The following is a 23,376-nucleotide window of genomic DNA, read 5'->3' as shown; positions in this document are numbered from 1 at the left end:
TATCCATAAAGCAAATTTAGGTATTAAAAATTGTTCTTTTTGTTAAACAAGAACTGACAAAAGTCAATGTCTTATATTTAATTGATTTATAATATGTTATAAAATAAAAACTGATAAAAGTCATGTATTCTATTCACGTGATTTTACCCTTTAGTTAAGTTTCATTTACTTTTAAATTATAACTTAGTGACCTCAAAATGGAAGTAGATTCTATCATACAAAAATTACGAGAACTTCTTCGTATAGAAGAGAAGGAACAAGAAAGGAAATGGTTTAATGCATCCATATCTTTCAAAACACTTCGAGAAGAGGGTGCTATTATCTATCCTGTCAAGATAAATAATAAATCCTTTGGTTATAATGATTTTCCAGTAATTCAGGTTTCATTCCATCTTAGAGGAGGAATTAACTCTCAATTATACAAAGGTGGAATGCCCATTGCTTTATTTAATACTACGGATAATGAAATATGTAATGGTCAACTCCTATCGATTGAAGACAGAACTGCGGAAATCTTACTTTATACAGAAGATTTTCCAGATTGGATTTATGCATCCACAATTGGTATAAAGAGATTACCCGACAACCGAACTTTTCAAGCTATGCATGGAGTTCTCAATAGGATCGCAAAGCAAGAAAACAAATTTATTTATCACTTATTTGAGAGGTTTCATAAAATTACTGGAAATCAAGAAGAAATTTTACAATCAGAGAATCAGTATATAGAAAATCAGTATAGAAATCTCAATGAGTTCCAACTAGCAGCACTAAAGAAAAGTCAACAATTACCTTCTGTTCAAATTATTCATGGTCCTCCTGGGACAGGGAAAACTACAACTTTAGTCGCCATTATTCAAGCATTGCGAGAACAAGGGAAGACCGTTATTGCCTCTGCTCCAAGTAATGCCGCCATTGACCATTTAGCTAAACAACTTATCAAACAAGGTCTTAAAGTATTACGTCTAGGTAATACTGCTAAAGTTAATGAGGATATTTGGAAACATACACCTGAGGGTATTTTGAGCCAAGAAGAATACAGTAAACCACTCAAAAAATTAAGAATCAGGGCTGAGGAATTTCGAAAATTAGCTCATCAATACAAACGAAATTTTGGAAGAGATGAACGGGAACAACGAAAACTTCTCAATCACGAGGCACGTGCTATTAGAAATGAAATCCAAGATTTGAGCAACTATTATTTATCAGGTTATTTTGATAAAGTAGATGTTATTTTAGGAACTCCTATTGGGCTGATGGATGATTTAATGAAAGACAAGAAATTTGACATAGCGATATTGGATGAAGCAGGTCAATGCATAGAACCGCTAGCTTGGTTACTTTTGGAAAAGGCGAATCATTGTATATTAGCTGGCGATCATTTACAGCTACCGCCAACTATTATTAGTGAGGAAGCAGCATTAGGAGGATTAAATATTTCTATTTTAGAAAGAGCTATTCAAGCTGGCATCCCTTCCGACCTATTAGGCATTCAATACAGAATGACACCAGAGATAGCGGAATTCTCCTCTCGTTATTTTTATGAAGGAAAATTAAAAAGCGTAGCTCCTTCCAACCCAGATTCGCTCATATTCTACGACACTGCTGGGGCTGGATTTGACGAAAAGAAAGATGAAAACTCTCAAAGCACCTATAATCCAGAAGAAATTAATATCATCGCAAAGCTTATAGATACATGGAAAACTCCTACCGACCGAGTAGTGTTGATTTCTCCATATGCTGCGCAGGTTGAACTTGCTAAGGAACAATTTCCTGAAATTACTGTAAGTACAATTGATTCTTTTCAAGGGCAAGAAGCAGACATCATCATCATTAGCTTAGTACGAAGTAATCCTGAGGGTAAAATAGGATTTCTTTCTGACTACCGCCGGATGAATGTAGCTTTAACTCGAGCTAAATCAAAACTCATTGTAATAGGCGATTCTACAACCATTACCAGTGATAGTTTTTACAAACAATTTGTATCATATACCGAAGAAATTGGTGCCTACCATAGTGTGTTTGAGTTAATGTATTAGCACTTTTTAGTATCTGACCAAAGAATATCGGAAACTAAATCTAATCCGTTGTGCATTTACAAAAGATAAAATTTATACTATATTTATGAATAGACCCCGAGCAACCAAGGTTCTCGGGGTGACAATTGTGAGGAGAGGCTATCGGTCGGCAAAGCCGACCGCCTGATTCTCCCTAGGAATTGTCACCCCGACGGACGAAGGAGTGTCGGGGTCTAATACTATTAATTCATATTTTATTCTAAATGCACAACGGGTAGCTCTAATAGTCTAATAACTTTTTCAGCTCTGCCTCTACTTTATCAGCGTTTGGCAAATACTCAAACTCTAATGCACTATTCATAGGAATTGCTGGAGTATCCAATGCAGCTACTATTCCAACTGGTGCATCTAAGTACTCAAAACATTCTCGTTGTATTCTACCAGCCAAACCTTGTGTGAAACTAGACTCTATAGTTTCTTCTGTTACTAATAAAACTTTACTATGCTTCTTTGTCGCTGCATAAATAGCATCTGTATCAATTGGACTCAAGGAACGTAAGTCAATAATTTCAACTGCACCAGGATATTTTTCAGAAGCTTCCAACGACCAGTAAACACCTCGTCCATAAGTAATGATTACAGCACTCTCTCCTTTCTCAATTTTTTCAGGTGAAGCTTCTTGAACCACTCTTGCTTTTCCAATAGGAATAACATAATCTTCATCTGGCTCTACGGTCATAGCACCTTTTGTTCCAGGAATTTTAGACCAATATAAACCTTTATGTTCAAAAATAACAACAGGATTTGGGTCGTAATACGCTGCCTTCAACAAACCTTTTAGATCAGCTCCTGTAGAAGGATACACCACTTTAATTCCACGAATATTTGTCACTACAGACTCTACACTGGAAGAGTGATAAGGACCTCCTGAACCATAAGCACCAATAGGTACACGTATCACTGCACTTACTGGCCATTTCCCATTAGACAAATAATAACTCCTACTCAATTCTGTAAATAATTGGTTCAATCCTGGCCATATATAATCAGCAAATTGAACTTCTACTACTGGTTTTAAACCAACGGCTGACATACCTACAGTACTTCCTATAATGAATGCCTCCATAATAGGAGTATTAAAAACGCGGTTATCACCAAAAGTTTGAGCTAAGGTTGCCGCCTCACGGAAAACACCTCCCAATCTACCACCTACATCTTGTCCATATAACAATGCTTCTGGATGCTTTTCTAAAATCTCACGCATGGCAAATAAAGCACAATCCACCATTACCGTCTTTTGCTTTCCTTTAGGTTCACGCTCTCCTTTTTCTTCTGTAATAGGAGAAGGAGCTAAACGGAAATCTGTTACACTTTCAGGTGTTGGATCTGGAGCCTGTTGAGCTTTTTCATATACCTCATCCACTTCCTGTTTGATAGTATTTTCAAAATCTGAAATCTCTTTCTGGGTAACACCATATTTCTTAGCTAATTCCTTAATCTTTGGAAAAGGATCACGTTTTTTATGGTCTTCTAAGTCATCACGATACCATTCCATTCGTACACCTGAAGTATGGTGACCTAGTAAAGGGACTTTTGCATGTATTAAAAAGGGTCTTCTTTCTTTACGAATTTTAGCCAATACTTTTTCAACTGTTAAATAACATTCTTCAAAATCAGTCCCATCAATTGAGTATACTTCAATTCCTTTAAAACCTCTAGCATAGTATGCAATATCTTGCGCCCTTACTTCGTCAGCACTAGCAGAAATATCCCAACCATTATCTTGTACTAAATATAATATTGGCAATTGCTTTAAGGCAGCCATTTGCAGTGCTTCAGAAAATTCACCTTCAGTGCAGGCTGCATCACCAATAGAGCAAACTGTAACTGGATTCTCACCTCCAAAATCTTCTGCTAATCCTTGTTTTTCCTTATATTGAAACCCCATTGCAACTCCTGTCATCGGAATAGCCTGCATTCCTGTAGCTGACGATTGGTGAGGGATTTTTGGCATATCTTCCCTTCTTAAGGATGGATGAGAATAATAGGTTCTTCCTCCAGAAAAAGGTTCGTCTTTCTTAGCAAAAATATGTAGCATTAACTCATACGGAGTAATTCCTATGCCTAATAAAATACTATCATCTCTATAATATGGCCCAACAAAATCTTGCGGTTTTAACTGCATACCCAAAGCCAATTGGATAGCCTCATGCCCTCGAGAAGTAGCATGAACATATTTACTAGTTATTTCTTTATGAGCTTCGTATTTTTCGGATAATGTTTTAGCGGTACACATCAACTCAAAAGCACGTTGTACTGTAGCTTTATTTATAAGTTGACCAGTTTGTTCAGCTAATTTTGTCTCTGACATATTTTAATTTTAAGGTTTGTAAATATACAAAAACTAATTAATTTTTGCTACGAAAATGCTCTTAGACATTCGAAAAAGATTATTTACGAATCATCACTCCTATCAGATTTTTATTAATTTTTAATTTTGATTTAGAACAAAATCAGAGTTTTATGGTTAATAACTTATCGGATTTTGAGGATAAATTTCTGCTTTTAAACAATATAGGATAGCCATAAGGCACTATATTTGTAATGTTTTTAGCTAAAAAGGAGCAACAATGATAATAGATTCTATTTATACAATTTCAGGTAGCAATTTTGAGAAAAAGATTGTAAGCATGAGTAATGAAAGAGAAATCACTATTCACTCCACTACTTATCGGAATGAAGATGAAAATAATCTATTACAAGGCATAGTTCTTTTTCACAACAACTATGAGATTCTTCGTGAGGATGAAGAGTTAATAAACTCATTAAATAAACATAATATCCCAAGTCACAAAGTTGATTTAAATGGAACTCTACTTGCCACATCAGCTAATCTTGAAAGGTGGCTAGAAAACAATCGTCCAAAATCAATCTTATTGTTAGGTGATAAGAAAGTCATAGACCATGAATATTTAACTAATTTCTTGGATAAGATATTATCTTCTGTAAGAGTCTTAACATACTAAAGACTATGCTTTCATAGCTTTTAGGGCATTCAATTTAATATCTTTTACCATCCCAACCAATCCATTAGACCGAGTAGGAGATAAATGTTCTTGTAAGCCAATTTCTTGAATAAAATCAAAATTATATTTTGCGATCTCAGCTGGAGACTCATCATTTACTACTCGAATTAATAATGCGATAATTCCTTTAGTGATTATAGCATCTGAATCAGCAGTAAATCTCATCTTTCCATCTACATGCTCTGCGTCTAACCACACCTGTGATTGACATCCAACAATAAGTCTTTCCTTCGTTTTCTTATCTTCATCAATCAAGGGTAATTCTTTACCTAATTCAATGATATAAGCATATTTGTCCATCCAATCATCGTAGATTGAAAACTCTTCTATAATTTCAGTTTCTTTTTCTTGAATATTCATTTCTAGGATTTTAATATAGGTACAATACGATGAAGTGCTTGAACTAAGACATCTACTTCTTCCTTAGTATTATAAACAGAAAAAGAAGCTCGAATAGTTCCTGGAATACAGAATTTCTGCATAATAGGTTGTGTACAATGATGACCCGTCCTTACAGCTATTCCCATTTTATCTAAAAGTGTTCCAACGTCATAGGGATGCAAATCATCAATTAAGAAAGAAATAACACTCGTTTTACGGTCCGCTTCTCCATATATTCTCAATCCTTCTACTTCTTTTAATGCTTGAGTAGCATATTCTACTAATTCATGTTCATGATTTTCTACTTCCTTCATATTTAGAGACGTAAGAAACTCAAAAGCAGCACCCAAACCAATTGCTCCTGCAATATTGGGAGTACCAGCTTCAAATTTATAAGGCAATTCATTGTAAGTTGTTTCTTCGAGTGTAACTTCTTTAATCATATCTCCTCCTCCTTGGTATGGTGGTAGTTCGTTTAAAACTGCTTCTTTTCCATAAAGCACTCCAATACCCGTTGGACCAAATACTTTATGTCCTGAAAAAGCATAAAAATCACAGTCTAGTTCACTCACATTCACAGGTATATGCTGAATACTTTGCGCACCATCAACCAATACCTTTGCTCCCACTTGATGTGCCTTTTCTATGATAGTTTCCACATCATTAATAGTTCCCAAAGCATTTGAAACGTGAGTTACAGAAACTATCTTTGTATTTGAGGATAAAAGTTTAGTAAATTCATCCATCATTAAATTTCCTTTTTCATCAAAAGGGATTACTTTTAATTTACAGCCTTTACGCTGACAAACCATTTGCCAAGGAACAATATTAGAATGATGCTCCATCTGAGAAATTATAATCTCATCTCCTTCTTGAAGTGTTTCTCCTATAGAAAATGCTACTAAATTGATACTATCCGTAGTGCCTTTTGTGAAAATAATTTCGTGACTTTCTTTGGCCCCTACATACCGCTGTATAGTTCTTCTAGCTTCTTCATAAGCCTCTGTAGCGATTTGACTAAGAGTGTGTACTCCTCTGTGGACATTCGCATTTTCTTTGGTATAATATTCTTCCAATCGCTTAGTTACAGATAAAGGTTTTTGTGTGGTAGCCCCATTATCAAAATAAACTAAGGGCTTTCCATGTACCCCCTGTGTTAAAATTGGAAACTGTGCCCGAATTGCTTGAATATCCATTTATATAATTTATTGAATCGCAAAGTTAAACGCTATTTTGATGAAATGCCAATTATTGGAAAAGCAATTTGCTTGTTTGTCAAGATTAAGGCTATCGAACATATAATTCAAATATTGTATAGAGTATAATCTTAGACCCTGACATTCCTGCGTCCGTCGGGTTACAGAACGGGGTTACAGAACATAGAGAAGGTCCATTTTAGCATTTGCAATAGCGTTCGCTTTGCACTTATTATTCTTGAATTTATAAAAGGATGTTAGATTCCGTTCGCTTATACTAACAATCACCATTACTTAAAGGGGTTAGATTCCGTTCGCTTGTACTAACAATCACCATTACTTAAAGGGGTTAGATTCCGTTCGCTTGTACTAACAATCACCATTACTTAAAGGGGTTAGATTCCGTTCGCTTGTACTAACAATCACCATTACTTAAAGGGGATAGATTCCGTTCGCTTGTACTAACAATCACCATTACTTAAAGGGATTGGATTCCGTTCGCTTGTACTAACAATCACCATTACTTAAAGGGGTTAGATTCCGTTCGCTTGTACTAACAATCACCATTACTTAAAGGGGTTAGATTCCGTTCGCTTATACTAACAATCACCATTACTTAAAGAGGTTAGATTCCGTTCGCTGCGCTCCGGAATGACAATCGCTATCGCTGTTTGGGGGAGAGGGGGCGGCTTCGCCGCCCCCTCTCCTTTTTATTAAAGGTTTAAGTGTTATTCCAGAGCGCAGCGAACGGAATCTATTTTTTTAACCTTTACAAATCAATCGCATGGGTAAGCATTGAATTTATTAATCTTTTACACATGTACAATGATTTTTTTAAAATAAAGAACCCTATTTTTTGGTGATTAATAAAATTAGGTGTAAACTTGTAGTAAGTTATTTTTTAAGTACAGACGGTTATTATTGCAATATGAATGGTTGTCTATACTCACTAAATACAAACGCTAAATATTATACTTATGAAAAGATTCTGTCATCCATATTATTTAATTTTAGGATTCTGTTTTATTACTTTGTATGGGCATGCGCAAAATGTTGGAATCAATGCCACAGGTGCTGCACCTGCCGCTAGTGCAGGTTTGGATATTGATTTCACAAATAAAGGTGTATTAGTACCTCGTGTAGCGTTAACCGCTACAAACTCTGCTAGTCCTGTTGCTTCTCCTGCCACCTCTTTATTGGTTTATAATACAGCTACAGCAGGTTCAGGTGCAACAGCAGTAACACCCGGATATTATTACTGGAGTGGAAGTGCTTGGGTAAGATTCTCAACTGGCGGTGATGATTGGAAGATTTTAGGGAACGCAAATACTACTTCTGGTACTAACTTCCTAGGAACTACCAACACACAAGCATTGGATTTTAGAACAAATAATACATTACGATTTAGGATTGCGAATGGTAATCAAGTACAAGCTATGAGTAATGGAACAGCAGCCTTGCCTTTTTATTCTTGGAGTGCAAATACAGGAATGGGATTTTGGCGTGCTGGAACAAATATTCTAGCAACATCTACGGCGGGAGTTGAGAGGATGAGGGTGAATGCTAGTGGACAAGTATTAGTTAATACAACTATTCCAACAGACCCTAATAGATTTGAAGTTAAAGGAAATGATTCTTATTGGTTAATTAATTCTTATAATACAGGTACATTATCTGGGTCAGGATTTTTTCATAACACAAGTAGTGGTAATGGTTACAACTCTATTGAAGGAATTTCGGCAGGTAATAATGCGGGAATTTGGGGATGGAATACATCATCGGGAACTGGTGTTAGAGGATCTGTTGTGAATACAATAGTTGGGTGGGCTGGTTATTTTGCTGGAGATGTAGGAGCAACTGGAACTTATTATAGCTCTGATGTTAGATGGAAAAAGAATATTCAACCTATTGAGAAAGAATCAAATTCTATATTAAATAAAATTAAATTATTAGAACCTATGCAATATAATTGGAATGCTGAAGAGTTTCCAGGAATGGGATTTGATTCTTCTCGTACTTCATTCGGTTTTATAGCTCAAGAATTAGAAGAAATATTTCCTGAGCTGGTAACAAATAAGAAAAATATACCTGATCCTACTCAAAAACCAAAAATTAGAAGTGAAGAAAACAATGTTACTGGATACTATATGGTAGATTATATAGGATTAATACCAATATTAACAAAGGGAATTCAAGAACAGCAACAAATAATAGAGTCTCAGAATAATCGCATTGAGAAGCTAGAGCAAATGCTATTGGAATTGAAAGAAGAAATTAAAAATAAGTAGATTTATGAAGAAATTATTATTCATATTTTTCTTACCCATCTGGGCTTTTTCACAAGGTGCTCAATTAGTGCTCAACAACAACGCCTACATAAACATTACCAACAGCGCCTATTTGGTCATTGATAATTCAAACGCAAATGCTATAACGACAACAGGAACGGGAGGAAATATCATTACGGAAGAAATAACAAATCGCATCAAATGGAATATTGGCAATCAAACTGGAAATTATCAAGTGCCTTTTACCAATAATCATTTGGTAAAGATTCCTTATACAATGAATCTTACATCTGCTGGAAATGCTGGCGGATATTTCTTACTATCTACAATTCCTACAGATGCACAAAATAAGCATGGGGGTGTATATCCTTCACCTGTAAATAACATGTGCTCTTCAGTAACTAATGCCAACGAATCTTTATATGCTATTGACCGTTTTTGGATTATCGATAATGATAACTATACCACGAAACCGGCTGCAACATTAAGTTTTGGGTATGACTGGACTAATGAAGGAGCTGGGCCAAACACGATTGGAGAATTGAATTTGCAAGCTCAACGCTTTAATCCGGGATACGGATATGGAAATTACTGCGAAGGTCTGAGTTCTATCGGAAGCTGGCAAGATTTACTCTTCGGAACTGCCAACACAGGAGCGAAACGTGTGGAAAATGTGACTATTTCTTCTGCAGACTTTTTTAAAGTTTGGGTACTACAAGATAAAACAAGACCACTTCCTATCGAGCTTACTTCATTCTCAGCATCTTGTAACGATGGCGTAGAATTAACATGGGAAACTAAAACTGAAACTAACGTGAGTCACTTTGAATTATATTCCTCTAGAGATGGTTATGAATGGAATTTTGTTTCTTCCTTAAATGCATCTGGGAACTCAATTCTCCCTTTGACATATTCCTATAATGATATGAATGGAGGTGGTTTAACATATTATCGTTTAGAATCAGTTGACTATGATGGAGGAAGAGAAGTTTATGGTCCAATTTCCGCAGATTGCAATAATCAAGAAACTTCTTGGAGTATATATCCGATTCCTGTTATCAATAATGCAACTGTATCTATCCATGCTTTAGAAGATGGTGCTGGACAATTAGTTGTCATAGATGACAATGGAAGAAAAGTAATCGAAAAAGATGTTAACCTAATTACAGGAACTAATCAATATCAAATTGATACACAACATCTGACTCCAAGTGTATATACTGTATTTCTACTAGGAAATAAAATGTATAAACCATTAAAATTTGTTAAGTTTTAATCAGTTGCATCTTTTACAAATAAAAGGATGTTAGATTCTGTTCGCTATCTACTATCAATTACTGTTACAGATTCCGTTCGCTATCTACTATCAATTACCATTACAGATTCCGTTCGTATCTACTATCAATTACCATTACATAAAGGATATTAGATTCCGTTCGCTGCGCTCCGGAATGACAATCGCCATCGCTATTGAGGAGAGGGGCGGCTTCGCCGCCCCCTCTCCCTCTTTATTTAAGGCTTAAGTGTCATTCCGGAGCGCAGCGAACGGAATCTGTTTTCTATCTAACACCTATTACAGTCAGGATTAGCACGAAATCTGTTTACCATCCTAATATCAATTACAAAAAAATATAATTTATCTCTTAACATCAACATAGGATTTCGGTATGTAAACTGAACCTTATCCTGTCGTGCCATAGTTATTATCGTTTAAGGATATCAAAAAAGGGATATAAATTATATCCCTTTTATAAATATCCAAAATTATTTTTACTTTAAATAACTATAGTTTTTTGAATATCTTAACATCTGTTCTTCAAAACTCTTTGGATACTCAATCTTAATATCTGTGATATTTCCATCCTTATCAGTCACAGGAACTAATTCTGGATTAATAAAGCCCATGTATGGAGCAATATCTAAATGAGATGTCCTATCCAATACTTCTTGATGTAATTTTCTATCCACCTTTACTCCATAATTTTCAATCAAATCTCTTCCTGCTTTAAAATCACCTTCGGATTTGATACGTTGAATTTCACGTAGAAGATCTCCAAATAATCCACGAAGCGCTTCATAGTCATTAATCTTAAAGTAAGTTTTCCCATCTTTTACAAGCTTCTCAATTACATTTTTAGTCTTACCTTTTTCAAAAGCCCAAGCTGCTACTAATTGACGATTACGCATGTGAGCCTCCTCAATATCTTTGCCCAACTCCAATCTTCTTAATTGAGTCATCAATCCATTACGAATGTAATTGTCATATTCTGCTTTCCCTGTTTCTAGAGATTCCATTAGCTTTAAATCCACTAATTTCTGATCCATTAAATAATATAACCCAACTAAATCAGCTCTTGCTTCTTCTAATGCACTTGCATAACTTCCCAACGTTTCTTTTGGAGTTCCTATCCCTGGATTAATTTGCCCACTCGCATGTCCGATTACTTCATGTAAAGCAGTGTGTAAATTATCTCCAATATGCCCATATTTTTTAGCACGCTCAACTTCCTCCTGGCTATATGTGAATTCTTCTAAAATACTTGGTCCGGAAGCTTCATTATATGCATCGATAAGGTTCCCTAAACTCACTGATTTTGATCCGTGTTCTTCACGTATCCATTCTGCATTTGGTAGGTTTACTCCAATAGGAGTAGATGGAGAAGCGTCTCCTGCTTCCCCGATTACAGTAACTACATTATAGGTAACACCCGTAACATTCTTCTTCTTATGCTCATTCATAATGGGAGAATTATCTTCAAACCATTGTGCTTCATGAGCTAAAACTCCCATCGTTTCAGTTGCTTCAAAATCCTTCATTTGAACTATGGTTTCATAGTTAGCTCGATATCCTTTAGCATCACCATATACCTCAATAAATCCATTGATATAATCAATGTCTCCCTTTGTTGCTTCACACCAAGCAATACTATATGTATCCCACAATTTTAAATCTCCTGTCTTATAGTATTCTATTAAGATTTCAAGTGCTTTACGTTGTGCATCATTTTCAGCAACCAAGGTTGCTTTTTCTAACCAATAAACCACTTTCTCCAATGCTGGCCCATACATCCCTCCAATCTTCCAAGGTAATTCTTCTATCTGTCCATTATTTAAAACCATCTTTGAATTTAATCCGTAAGAAATTGGTCGTGGATCATTCTTATCAATTACCTTTTCGTAGTAATCATCTACCATCTTATCTGTAATTCCAGACCCATAGAAATTATTAGCGCTTCCTGGAATCAACCCTTTTGAAGCGTCTAGATTCACTCGTTTCGCATCTACTTTTGGATCGAAAATAGCTATAAGAGCTTCATTACTTATGGTGGTATTAGTTGCTAATAGGAGACTGTTAAAATATTCTTTATTGAATTTAGGTAGAAATTTATCCATAGAATAATGATGGTGTATTCCATTGGCAAACCACACTTGCTTCACATAAGTCATAAAGTTATCCCAGTCATCGTTTTTCTCTCCCTGATAATTTTGAACAATATTCTCTAGCGCATTGCGAATCTCTAGATTGTATTTGTAATTCTGGTCATAAATAATATCTCTTCCAGCTAATCCTGCCTGAACTAGATAATAAGCCAATTCTTTTTGCTGAATAGAAAGTTTATCCCAATCTTTAATTTTATAACGTAAAACTTGAATATCAGCAAAACGATCTGCTTTATATTCAAAGGTAGTTTCTTCTTGTTCCATTTGATTTTCTGTTTGCTGTTCTGTTATCTGTGGATCTTTATTTCCTGAGCAGGAAAAAAGGATCCCAGCAGCTAGTGTGTTTAAAATGATTTTTTTCATCTTTCTATTATTTAGAGCCTCGAATTTAAGAAATTAAACTATAACATAAAATGACTCCTATTAAAAAAACATTTTAATTACTAATTTGTTTTTATATTTTAGGGCGATTAATAAATTGAAAACAATGAAAAGAATTTTGCTTACTTTACTTCTAGGTTTACTTATTACTAATTGCAGTAATGCTGGAAATGAACACCCTAAGGAGATATTAGAAAACAATGAAAGTGCTATGAATCTACCTGGCGATGGTGATAAAGGATTTATAAAGAATGTTACCCCTGAAGAGTTTAAGGCACTAGTAGATAAAGGTGAAGGTATTATTTTAGATGTTAGAACTCCTCAAGAAACATCCCAAGGACATATTGAAAATGCAAGTTTAGTTAACGTATATGATGAGGATTTTGTAAATAAAATAAATCTGATGCAAAAAGATAAGGCAATCTACGTTTATTGTAAATCAGGAGCTCGATCTGCCAAAGCTGCCGAAATTCTTTCTCAAAATGGTTTTACACAAATATATAACCTAAGTGGAGGTATTATGGCTTGGGAAAATAAAGGTTATCCTATTACTAAACCTATTGAAGGTATAGATAGTAATATAAATACTGTAAGTGTAGAAGATTTTAATAAGATGTTAGCTTCAGGCAAACCTGTTCTTGTTGATTTCCATACACAATGGTGTGCTCCTTGTAAAAAAATGGCTCCTATAATTGATGAAGTTGAAAAAGAATTTAAAGAAAAAGCCATTGTTATTCGAATTGATGCAGATGCAAGCAAAGAATTAGCTAAAGCATATCAAATACAAGGGGTTCCTGAGTTTTTCCTATTTCTTGATGGAGAACAAATTTGGAAACACAATGGAATCATTGAAAAGGAGAAAATTGTAGAGCAATTGAATGCTGCTATAAAGTAATTGGGGAATAGTAGAAAGTTTGAGGCAGTGCTCTTAAATGTAAACTACCTGACTATATGGGATTAAAAAATAAGGCTGTCTTTCAACAGCCTTATTTTTATTTATTTATGGTTTAAAATTACAAATCGAATTTAATCCCTTGAGCTAAAGGAAGTTCTGTTGTATAATTCACTGTATTTGTTTGTCTTCTCATATATGTTTTCCATGCATCTGAGCCAGATTCTCTACCACCACCTGTTTCTTTTTCTCCACCAAAAGCTCCGCCTATTTCAGCCCCTGAAGTACCAATATTTACATTAGCAATACCACAATCAGAACCTTCTGGAGAAAGGAATAACTCCGCTTCACGAATATTGGTTGTCATAATAGAAGAGGATAATCCCTGAACAACACCATTTTGTAGCGCAATTGCATTTCTCACATCTCCCTTATATTTGATAACATATAGGATAGGAGCAAATGTTTCATGCTGTACGATGTCATAATGATTCTCTACTTCAAAGATGGCTGGTTTTACATAACAGCCTGATTCATATCCTTTGCCAGTAAGAACACCACCTTCTACCAATACTTTACCTCCTGCTTTCTTGGCAGCTTTGATTGCTTCTAGATAGTTCTTCACAGCATCTTTATCAATAAGAGGACCTACGTGATTCTTCTCATCCAAAGGATCACCAATACGTAATTGCTTATATGCATCGGTAATTACTTTTGTTACTTTACTAAAGATACTTTCATGAATAATTAATCTTCTTGTTGAAGTACAACGTTGTCCAGCAGTACCTACAGCACCAAAGACAGCTCCCGGCACAACTAATTTTAAGTCTGCATCTGGAGTGATAATAATTGCATTGTTACCTCCTAATTCAAGTAAAGATTTACCCAATCGAGCAGCAACTGCCTGAGCTACAGATTTACCCATTCGAGTAGAACCAGTAGCAGAAACTAAATCAACACGTACATCATTTGCCATGGCTTTTCCAATCTCAGGATCTCCAATTACAATATTGGATACTCCCTCAGGAACATTATTTGCTTCGAATACTTTTTGAATAATCTTTTGACAAGCAACTGCAGTTAATGGAGTTTTTTCAGACGGTTTCCATACACATACATCACCACACACCCAAGCAAGTGCTGTATTCCAACTCCAAACTGCTACAGGGAAATTAAATGCAGATATAATACCTACAACACCTAATGGGTGCCATTGTTCCATCATTCTATGTCCTGGGCGCTCAGATTGAATAGTCAATCCATATAATTGTCTGGATAATCCTAAAGCAAAATCACAGATATCAATCATTTCTTGTACCTCGCCTAATCCTTCTTGATATGATTTTCCCATTTCGTATGACACAAGGGCTCCCAATGCTTCTTTCTTTTCGCGCAAAGCAAGACCAAATTGACGAACAACCTCACCTCTTTTGGGTGCAGTCCATTTTCTCCACTCTATAAATCCTTTTCGAGCAACATCTAATACTTTATTGTAATCAGCTACAGAAGCAGCATTTACACTTCCAATAATAGAAGCATTTACAGGAGTAATTGAGTCAATCTTTTCTCCTTTGGTTTTCAACCATTTTGACCCTGTTGAAGCACCGTTATTTACCGCCTCTGTAAGATCTAATTCTTTTAATACTTTCTTGATATTAATTTGAGCCATGCTTAATCGTTTTTTTTATCCATTACAAAAATACGAAGTTCTTTTTAAAACAAAGAAGTTTCGGAATCCTTTTCTCGGATTTCTGAACAATTGGTTACTCCAAAAGTTTATTCTTTCATTTCTAATCTGTTCTCTTTGCCCTTCTGAAGAGCCGGAACGCCATCTATTAACCATTTTGGAGCAGGTTTATTCAATAGATAATAATCAAAAAATTGACGCATACGTATGCTTAAATCAATACGATTTGTCTCCTTCATAAGATTATGTTCATCACCGTTATAATTCAGCATCCATACTTGTTTCCCCATACGTTTCATTGCCATAAACATTTCTATTCCTTGATACCACGGAACCGCCCCATCGTTATCATTACTCATTATCAATAAAGGTGTTGTTATATTAGGCACTCCAAACAAGGGAGAATTTTCAATATACAAATCAGGTTTTTCCCATATTGTAGCTCCTATTCTACTTTGTCCATGCTCATACTGGAAGGCGCGGTTAATTCCCATCCCCCAACGAATACCTCCATAAGCAGAAATCATATTACTTACTGGGGCACCGGCCATAGCGGCTTTATAACGGTGTGTTAATGTTACTAAATGTGCTGTTTGATAGCCACCCCACGACTGCCCTTGTAAGCCCATACGCATACTGTCAATATTGGGAAAACGACGCAATACCTCATCCGTACCGCTCATAATACAATTATATGCGCTTTTCCCTGGATATCCAGGTTTATAATTAATATCTGGCATGAACACGATATATCCGGCAGAAGTATATTCTGTTGGATAAATAATAGAAGCAGTAGGTCTGGGTGATGAATACATATTCTTCATATCACTCGACCTTTCATAATAATATACGATTAAAGGATAACTTTTAGAAGAATCAAAATCTTCTGGTTTGTACACTAACCCTTTCAATTTTTCCCCCTCATAAGACGTCCAGTGAATCATCTCTACTGTTGGCCATATATATTCTTCTTGTTGTGGATTAGTTTCAGAAATTTTTTGAGGTTTTTGCAGATTCATACTAGAATAATATACTTCTGGATAATTTTTTACATCCATTTGACGAAAAATGATTTTATCTGAGAGAGTTGATTTTGCAAAAGCAATCATCTTATTATCAACCATATATATGGAGTTTGTGTCAAGAATATTTTCCGAATTAAATCGATATATTGATTCTTCATACGTTTCTTGATTCACTCCCTTTACCAATGTATTAGATAAATGTATAAAAGTACTATCCTTTTCTAGATTAAGAATACGTAAAACCATTGTATTCTTCTCTCCAATTTGTTGGGTAACACATCGCAGTTGGTTACGCTCAAAATCATATTCCCAAATATCATAGCGAGAGTTTATGAGTAGCTTATCTTCATTTGTATAACCAACAACTCCTTCAGGTTCTGCATCATAAATCTGCCCATTTATATCCGAATACCAGATAACATCTTTTACTGAACAAGTAATACAAATTTCTTCTTGTGACTTTAAATCAATGCTATAATATTGGTTCTCTTTATAATATAAATATCTGGTTCCTTTAGGTGATATTCCATACGGATACTCTATTTTATCTTTTATCTTCTGTATTTTTCCTGATTCTAAATCTATAAAATAAGAATCTTCCGGCCAAGGATATACCCAGTTATAAGAAGCTTCATATTGTGCATTAGAAGAAGCATATCCAATACGCGTGTTCCCTTTATCTAGTAGGGAAACTGCTAAAGTATCATTTTCTAATTGTACAATTGAATTATCTACAATATGAAAGACTGTTAAGAAGCTCTTTTTTTGGTCTTTTTTAAGTTCTTTTAATTGTTGAGGTTGGTTACGTTTATCTTGATAATGCCAAACATCCAATTTCGCTTTTTCGCTGTCTAACAAGGTATCTTTAAATTCTTTTTGGGGTCTCTCATATAATCCAAAAAATAATTTCTTCCCATCTTGAGAGAATTCCAGCTTACCATTTGGGCTAGGAGTAAGATTATTTTGAAAATCGACTCGTGTTGGACTCACCCACATCGTAGGTTGATTTCCATCCATCTTCCATGAATAAATAGCATACAACCTTGTTTGCTTGGCAGTATCTAAAGATGCCATAAAAGCTAATTGATTGCCTTTTTCAGTAAATTTAAATGGTCCTATATCACTATATCTGGTGTAAGAGACAATTTTCTTATCCTGCTTTATATCATATAGATAGGCTCGCAAAATAGTGGAATCTTTTGTTTTCTCATGTGTAGTGAAGAAAAGAAGACTACCGTCATCGTTAAATTTAAAATCTTTAACATTAGAGAAAGAAACTACTTTTAGATTTTCAGGATTTAGTACAAATAATGTGTTTCCATCTGATTTAATTTCGGGTTTCTCTTTTGCTGATTTTTTTGTCTTTTTTATTTTCTTAGATGCAGTATTTACTTTTAATGAATCCTTTATCACAGTATATCCAATCACATTTCCGAATTTGGGAATACTAAACGTTAAAACATTCGGAATTTTAGTAAGTGTATCTTTTTTAATCCAGTATAAGCCCAACGAATCTTTTACCCATTTTTCTTTCTTAACTTTAGCTAATTCTAAGTTGCGCAGAGTGTCATAACCCGGAGTTATCATAAACGCCAATAGATTCTCTGATTGATTCAGAGTCGCCTTTTCACCTCTACTAAATTGATTAATTTTCTCCTTTGTATGGTTATAGAGAAACAATATACCATCTCCTTTATACGGTTTTATCTGATAATAAACAAAATTACCACTGCTAGAAATTTCAGGACTAGATAGTGTTTTCCACGAGTCATAAACCGTATAATCTATACTTTTTTTCTGAGCAAAACTACCCAATGAGATAATGGTAAATAAAAGGAAAGAAACAATCTTAACATTCATCACAAATCACGTTTTATTTTTTTAAAAGGTGTAATATAATGATTTATCTTTTATAATAGAGAACTTTCCAACTCTTTTGTTAAAAATAGCGTTGTATATAGTTAATAACCAAAAGTTTTTATATTTGTAGAAACTTTATAATATTATAAAACAATGAATAAAAAAATACTTTTTGGAATGTTGTTATTAGGGTCTTCCAGCCTAGTAATAGCACAAAATAGACTGATTCGTACAGATTTACAAACAGAGTATGTTAAGCCTGCTACTAATCCAGTCATAAATAAAGCGGTAGGAGAAGCGATTTTCCACGAAAACTTTGACTCTACAGTAACTATTAATGCTGGTGTAGCAACAAAACTAAATGGTTTTACTTGGACAATTGATGCTACAAACAGCTCTCCAGATCCAATTCCTAATACTCCAAATTACGGTTGGGTAATTGATAGTGATGCCAATGGACATGGATGGACAGGTAATGTTAAAAGAATTACTTCAACCTCAGGAAACAAATACGCGATGGTTAACAACGGTGTTCCTTCACCAGCACCAGGTACACAATGGTTAGGAGTAGTTTATACTTTAACTAGTGATCCAATTGACATATTTTCTTTATCAGGAGGTGTGCCAAAGGTAGTTCTACAATTTGAACAATTTGGTGCTAAATTCTATGATAGACAAGAAGTTCAAGTTAGCGTAGATGGTACAAATTGGGTATCTGTTTATGATAACGGAGGAAAAGGAATGTTAACTAGTACCGGAGGTTCTGCATATCCTAACCCAGATCTTGTTGAAGCAGACATTGAGAATGCTATTAGCGGAGATGCTTCTGCAGTAAGAATTCGTTTTCGCTGGACGACTGATGTGCCTGCACAAGCTACCAATCCAAATGTTTGGGTAACTTATGGATGGAGAATAGACGATGTTAAAATTGTTAAGAAATCTGATAATGATTTAGTAAAAACTTATGAGAATTGGGATGTTGAAGCTTATAAATACTCTCAAATTCCGTTAACACAAGCAACTCAAATGGATTTCTCATTTAATGCTGGTATAAAAAATCAAGGTATGAATGCTCTAAATGGTATTAAATTAGATTTAAGTATAGCAGCTCCAAATGGAAATGAGTCTGCTTCCTCTTCTGCATATTCTTTAAACTCTGGAGACAGAGATACAGTTGTTGCTACCTATACTCCAAGTGATTTAGGTAACTACGAAGTAACTCCAAGCTTATCATTAACTGAAGTAGACGATAATTTAAGCAATAATGGTCCATTTACACCAGTTAAGTTTACTGTTACTGATTATTTGTATGCTGCTGATGCAGGGTCACCATTTTCACAATTTCCTAGAAATGGATTATCAATGGGTGGCGTTCCAGTTGCGATCAAGGGAATTGGTACATCTTATGATATATTCGCAGATCAAGATTTAACTGGTATTACATTTAGATTATATACCGGAACTACCGTAGGAGCTCAAGTTTCTGCTTCTATCTTAGAGATTAATCCTAATGCAGGAACTATTGATGATTATTGGATATATATTGATGAGGTTTCTGCTCCTTTTGAGGTAACAGCTACAAGTCAAGCTCAACAATTTCAAACTTTAGTGTTTGATAATCCAATCACACTAGAAGCTGGAAAGACTTATCTTGCTTACCTAGAAGTTTGGGCTGAAACCGTTGAATTTGCTGCTGCTGGAGAAAATGATTTAGGAGCTCAAGCTTGGTTAAACTACTCTGATGGTGTTGGATACAAATGGGGTACATTTACTTCAATCCCTGTAATTAGATTAAACTTTGATCCAACTTTAAGTGTTGAAAAAAATACAATCAATACAATTCAATCAAGAGTTTATCCTAACCCAACTAATAATGAAACTACAGTTAGCTTTAACTTAAAAGAAAGCGCTAATGTTTCTTATACAGTTACAGATTTAGCTGGAAATATTGTTGCTACAGTTGATAATGGAAAAACTATGGCAGGAAAGAATGAGATCACTATTGATGCTTCTTCTTTTGCTAACGGAGTTTACTTCATTAAATTAAATGCTGATAACAATACAGTTACTCATAAATTAATTGTAAATAAATAAGAATATTTATTCTAATAGGAAAGCCTCAACATTATGTTGGGGCTTTTTTATGCCTTTTACACAATATCTAAAATTGAATTTCGTTTGGTATGAGTGTTAGGTTTCATAAGTAGTAGTGTTGCACAGGAGAGAGAGCGCCCGCTTTCTCTCTTGTCTTTTATATATACTATTTTTTTTATACTTTAGTCAGATAAAACATTCACTTCATGAAACATCTCTGTACAATATTATTATTTCTAAGCTTAATTTTCTCTTCCAACTCTCAGATTATTCCTAATGGACAAATAGATAATATGGACGAACTCATCAAAAAAGAAGTAATCTCTATCCCAATGAGTGATGGAACCAAATTAGCTACTAACATTTATCTACCCATTTTTATGGATTCTGTAGTTACAACTATTAATATAGGCGGCACTAATTACACTGTCCAAATTATACCCAAAAATACGCAGTTTATCATCTATGATAATACCAATATTACTAAGGAGAGTTATCGATTACCAATAATCTTAACTCGAACTCCTTACGGAAAAGATGATGAGACCGGAGGTACTTTATTCCCTATGATGGGATATGCTTATGCAACCCAAGATATGAGAGGTAGATATGAAAGTGAAGGTGTTTATTTTCCTATGTACTCTGATTCTTGGCCAAAAGCTCCTTATCATCCGAATAATACTATCCCCATGGATATTACTACTTTAAATGACAACAACAACGCCCTTCACCATCACGATGGTAGTGAAACAATATACTATTTAGCCGATAGTGCGTATCGTATATTTGATTTTAATAAAGATGGAATAAATGATACCATAAGTTATTCTAATGGAAGAATAGGAATGTTTGGGGCATCTGCTTTAGGAAATACGCAATATCAAGGTATTTCAGATATGCCCTTTACTAAAGATAATCCTATTAAATGTTATCTACCTATTGTTGCCACTAATGAACACTATAATACTACCCTTTTTCATAATGGTGTCTTTAGAAACTCCTTGGTTTCAGGTTGGATTACCGGACAAATCTTAAATGGCGTTCACAATGATTCAAATGTTGTTGATGGTGGAAATATTTACAACAATATACACAGTCCTTCTGACTATAATTATACAGATAACTTGACTCTTGCCAATGATTTAATTGATTGGTTCGTAGCCGATGAATTGAATGGATCTCCTTCGGGTTCTCATCCAACCTCTATTCATCGTATCGACTTAGATGCATCCATGGCTCCTATAGATAATGCTGGATATTCTCAGGCCAATGGAACTACCTCCCGTTATAAAAATCTAAACATGCCCGGATATCATCTTACAGGATGGTGGGATATTTTCATCAATGGACAAATTGAAACATTCCGTAAAATCAAAGAACAAAACCCAACATCAACTCAGAAGTTGATAATTGGTCCCTGGACGCATCAAACCATAGGTAGCAACAAAGTGGGTGACATGGTTTATCCTGATAATGTTTTCGAAACACTAAATTTTGATTTAGAGGGTGATTTAGATCTTACTACTGACACTTCCTTAGCTTATAATATCTATAATTCAGAATTGATGAGCTGGTATAAGAAATACCTTGGGGGAGAACCTTATTTTATCATTCCTGAATCTAATGATTGGCAAACCCTAGGGACAAATACCATACGCATCCCTTCTCAAAATTATATTATTCCTTATTATAAATTCCTCAATTATCTAGGGGGAAAAGCAGCACTACCCAATGTCCCATTTCAACTAAAAGATAATGGAGGGAATATAAGCTCTCTTACCTATGCTATCCCTGTCAATGACGATCCTCTTTTTTATTTACCACAAGCGCTGGGGGCAACAGATGTAAATGCTCTTGATAATAAAAAAGATATCCGTATGTATATCTCAGGACCAACAAATGATAACGATAATCTAGGAGTTGGTAATTATTGGATGGGTGCAGATTCTCTACCATTTAAAAAAGGAATTACAGAAAAGATATTTTATCTACATCAAAACAAAACTACCGATGGAAATATACCCACACAAAATGAAGGTGTTTTGAGTTACGTTGCCAACCCAAATAACCCTGTAGTTACCATTGGGGGAAATAATATGATTCCAAAAACTCCTGACAATACACAAAAATCACAAGGTTCTATGGATTTAGCTAATCCAAATTATATAAATCTTACCATGAACCGCTCAGATGTACTGCAATTCACTTCTGCACCTTTAACAGACACCTTAACTTTTGTTGGTTTCCCAAAAGCAGGAATTTATGCAAAAGGACATACAACAGGATACCCTACTGCCAAAACTGATTTTGATGTCATGGTCAGAGTAGTAGATGTTTATCCAGATGGAAGAGAAATGCTTATCACTGAAGGAGTGGTAAATGCAAGAGCTAGAGAATATGCTAAATCTATCTTTGATAGAGACACGAACGAAACTATTCTACTGACCAATATCGACAATAATACCTATTATTATTTCCAATTTGACCTTCTTCCATTGGGGCATACTTTTGGGAAAAATCATCAGATTAAATTTCTTTTGAGTAGCTCCAATTATCCTAAATACCAAAGTAATCCACATCTTCCAAATGAAGATAATGAGTTCTTTAGATGGAATCCGGGAGAAAGTAAAACATACATGTATCAAGGACATACATATACACCACAAAATGCTACCATTACTTATGAATTTAATGACGACTTCCCGAGTTACATCTCCTTACCTCAACTCAATGATTCTTATTACCTAGATGTCCCAAAGGAGAAAGAACTTAGCTATGAACTGAAGCTTTATCCTAACCCAACTCAAGGTATTGTAAATATAGCTTGGAATCATCCTATCAAAGGAAATGTACAAATCATTAGTTTGGATGGACAATTGTTGCTTCAGAAAGAAATACATACGGATAACTATGGAACAAGTATAGATGTAAGCACGCTTTCTAAGGGTATTTATTTAGTGCGTATCCCTGAAATGAATCAGACAAAGAAGTTGGTGATAGAGTAAGATTACTTTCAGTTATTTTGAAAGA

The 23,376-nt window shown here is 34.8% G+C and carries 13 protein-coding genes; 7 read left to right on the top strand and 6 right to left on the bottom strand.

The features are described from left to right. The first annotated feature begins 197 nt into the window (after window positions 1-197). Window positions 198-2,036 carry an AAA domain-containing protein gene (locus M9897_12535; protein MCO5269711.1) on the top strand — a complete coding sequence of 613 codons (1,839 nt, stop codon included), beginning with the start codon at window positions 198-200 and terminating at the stop codon, window positions 2,034-2,036. Window positions 2,037-2,295: 259 nt separating this feature from the next. On the opposite strand, the gene M9897_12530 is transcribed toward M9897_12535, so the two are convergent. Beyond that, window positions 2,296-4,386, bottom strand: coding sequence for a thiamine pyrophosphate-dependent enzyme (locus tag M9897_12530; protein ID MCO5269710.1), 2,091 nt, complete (start codon window positions 4,384-4,386; stop codon window positions 2,296-2,298). Window positions 4,387-4,645: 259 nt separating this feature from the next. On the opposite strand from M9897_12530, the gene M9897_12525 reads away from it, so the two are divergent. After that, window positions 4,646-5,041: a hypothetical protein gene (locus M9897_12525; GenBank protein ID MCO5269709.1), complete on the top strand. Its 396-nt coding sequence runs from the start codon at window positions 4,646-4,648 to the stop codon at window positions 5,039-5,041. 3 nt (window positions 5,042-5,044) lie between these two features. Here M9897_12525 and M9897_12520 read toward each other — a convergent pair whose 3' ends face one another. Further along, the gene (locus tag M9897_12520) at window positions 5,045-5,461 is read right to left on the bottom strand and encodes a SufE family protein (GenBank protein ID MCO5269708.1); all 417 of its coding nucleotides are present in this window, start codon (window positions 5,459-5,461) and stop codon (window positions 5,045-5,047) included. 2 nt (window positions 5,462-5,463) lie between these two features. Continuing rightward, a complete protein-coding gene (locus tag M9897_12515) occupies window positions 5,464-6,678 on the bottom strand; it encodes a cysteine desulfurase (protein MCO5269707.1) in 1,215 nt (404 codons plus the stop codon). A gap of 977 nt (window positions 6,679-7,655) precedes the next feature. On the opposite strand from M9897_12515, the gene M9897_12510 reads away from it, so the two are divergent. Then, window positions 7,656-8,966: a tail fiber domain-containing protein gene (locus M9897_12510; GenBank protein ID MCO5269706.1), complete on the top strand. Its 1,311-nt coding sequence runs from the start codon at window positions 7,656-7,658 to the stop codon at window positions 8,964-8,966. A gap of 4 nt (window positions 8,967-8,970) precedes the next feature. Beyond that, complete coding sequence (locus tag M9897_12505; GenBank protein MCO5269705.1) at window positions 8,971-10,242, top strand: T9SS type A sorting domain-containing protein; 1,272 nt, start codon at window positions 8,971-8,973, stop codon at window positions 10,240-10,242. Window positions 10,243-10,736: 494 nt separating this feature from the next. On the opposite strand, the gene M9897_12500 is transcribed toward M9897_12505, so the two are convergent. Then, window positions 10,737-12,770 carry a dipeptidyl peptidase 3 gene (locus tag M9897_12500; protein MCO5269704.1) on the bottom strand — a complete coding sequence of 678 codons (2,034 nt, stop codon included), beginning with the start codon at window positions 12,768-12,770 and terminating at the stop codon, window positions 10,737-10,739. Between the two features lie 124 nt (window positions 12,771-12,894). On the opposite strand from M9897_12500, the gene M9897_12495 reads away from it, so the two are divergent. Then, window positions 12,895-13,683 (top strand): thioredoxin domain-containing protein, encoded by a 789-nt coding sequence (locus tag M9897_12495; protein MCO5269703.1) that lies wholly within the window; start codon window positions 12,895-12,897, stop codon window positions 13,681-13,683. 118 nt (window positions 13,684-13,801) lie between these two features. Here the strand turns inward: M9897_12495 and M9897_12490 are convergent, their stop codons facing one another. Together M9897_12490 and M9897_12485 are read right to left on the bottom strand one after the other, a co-directional pair. After that, window positions 13,802-15,349 carry an aldehyde dehydrogenase family protein gene (locus M9897_12490; protein MCO5269702.1) on the bottom strand — a complete coding sequence of 516 codons (1,548 nt, stop codon included), beginning with the start codon at window positions 15,347-15,349 and terminating at the stop codon, window positions 13,802-13,804. Window positions 15,350-15,456: 107 nt separating this feature from the next. After that, window positions 15,457-18,252 carry a prolyl oligopeptidase family serine peptidase gene (locus tag M9897_12485; protein MCO5269701.1) on the bottom strand — a complete coding sequence of 932 codons (2,796 nt, stop codon included), beginning with the start codon at window positions 18,250-18,252 and terminating at the stop codon, window positions 15,457-15,459. Window positions 18,253-18,405: 153 nt separating this feature from the next. On the opposite strand from M9897_12485, the gene M9897_12480 reads away from it, so the two are divergent. Next, window positions 18,406-20,346: a T9SS type A sorting domain-containing protein gene (locus tag M9897_12480; GenBank protein ID MCO5269700.1), complete on the top strand. Its 1,941-nt coding sequence runs from the start codon at window positions 18,406-18,408 to the stop codon at window positions 20,344-20,346. A 206-nt stretch (window positions 20,347-20,552) separates the two neighbouring features. After that, window positions 20,553-23,351, top strand: coding sequence for a CocE/NonD family hydrolase (locus tag M9897_12475; protein ID MCO5269699.1), 2,799 nt, complete (start codon window positions 20,553-20,555; stop codon window positions 23,349-23,351). Window positions 23,352-23,376: the final 25 nt, after the last annotated feature.

Origin of the sequence: Brumimicrobium sp. (assembly GCA_023957385.1) — a bacterium.
Classification (GTDB): Bacteria; Bacteroidota; Bacteroidia; order Flavobacteriales_D; family Crocinitomicaceae; genus Brumimicrobium.
The sequence above is the reverse complement of the archived record's forward strand: the minus strand, read 5'-3'. Positions and strand labels throughout refer to the sequence as shown.

Excerpts from the sequence above, each read along its gene's own strand:
- M9897_12500 (MCO5269704.1), bottom strand. The coding sequence starts at position 12,770 with ATGAAAAAAATCATTTTAAACACACTAGCTGCTGGGATCCTTTTTTCC.
- M9897_12520 (MCO5269708.1), bottom strand. The coding sequence starts at position 5,461 with ATGAATATTCAAGAAAAAGAAACTGAAATTATAGAAGAGTTTTCAATC.
- M9897_12485 (MCO5269701.1), bottom strand. The coding sequence starts at position 18,252 with ATGAATGTTAAGATTGTTTCTTTCCTTTTATTTACCATTATCTCATTG.
- M9897_12475 (MCO5269699.1), top strand. The coding sequence starts at position 20,553 with ATGAAACATCTCTGTACAATATTATTATTTCTAAGCTTAATTTTCTCT.
- M9897_12490 (MCO5269702.1), bottom strand. The coding sequence starts at position 15,349 with ATGGCTCAAATTAATATCAAGAAAGTATTAAAAGAATTAGATCTTACA.
- M9897_12535 (MCO5269711.1), top strand. The coding sequence starts at position 198 with ATGGAAGTAGATTCTATCATACAAAAATTACGAGAACTTCTTCGTATA.
- M9897_12480 (MCO5269700.1), top strand. The coding sequence starts at position 18,406 with ATGAATAAAAAAATACTTTTTGGAATGTTGTTATTAGGGTCTTCCAGC.
- M9897_12515 (MCO5269707.1), bottom strand. The coding sequence starts at position 6,678 with ATGGATATTCAAGCAATTCGGGCACAGTTTCCAATTTTAACACAGGGG.
- M9897_12530 (MCO5269710.1), bottom strand. The coding sequence starts at position 4,386 with ATGTCAGAGACAAAATTAGCTGAACAAACTGGTCAACTTATAAATAAA.
- M9897_12495 (MCO5269703.1), top strand. The coding sequence starts at position 12,895 with ATGAAAAGAATTTTGCTTACTTTACTTCTAGGTTTACTTATTACTAAT.
- M9897_12510 (MCO5269706.1), top strand. The coding sequence starts at position 7,656 with ATGAAAAGATTCTGTCATCCATATTATTTAATTTTAGGATTCTGTTTT.
- M9897_12525 (MCO5269709.1), top strand. The coding sequence starts at position 4,646 with ATGATAATAGATTCTATTTATACAATTTCAGGTAGCAATTTTGAGAAA.
- M9897_12505 (MCO5269705.1), top strand. The coding sequence starts at position 8,971 with ATGAAGAAATTATTATTCATATTTTTCTTACCCATCTGGGCTTTTTCA.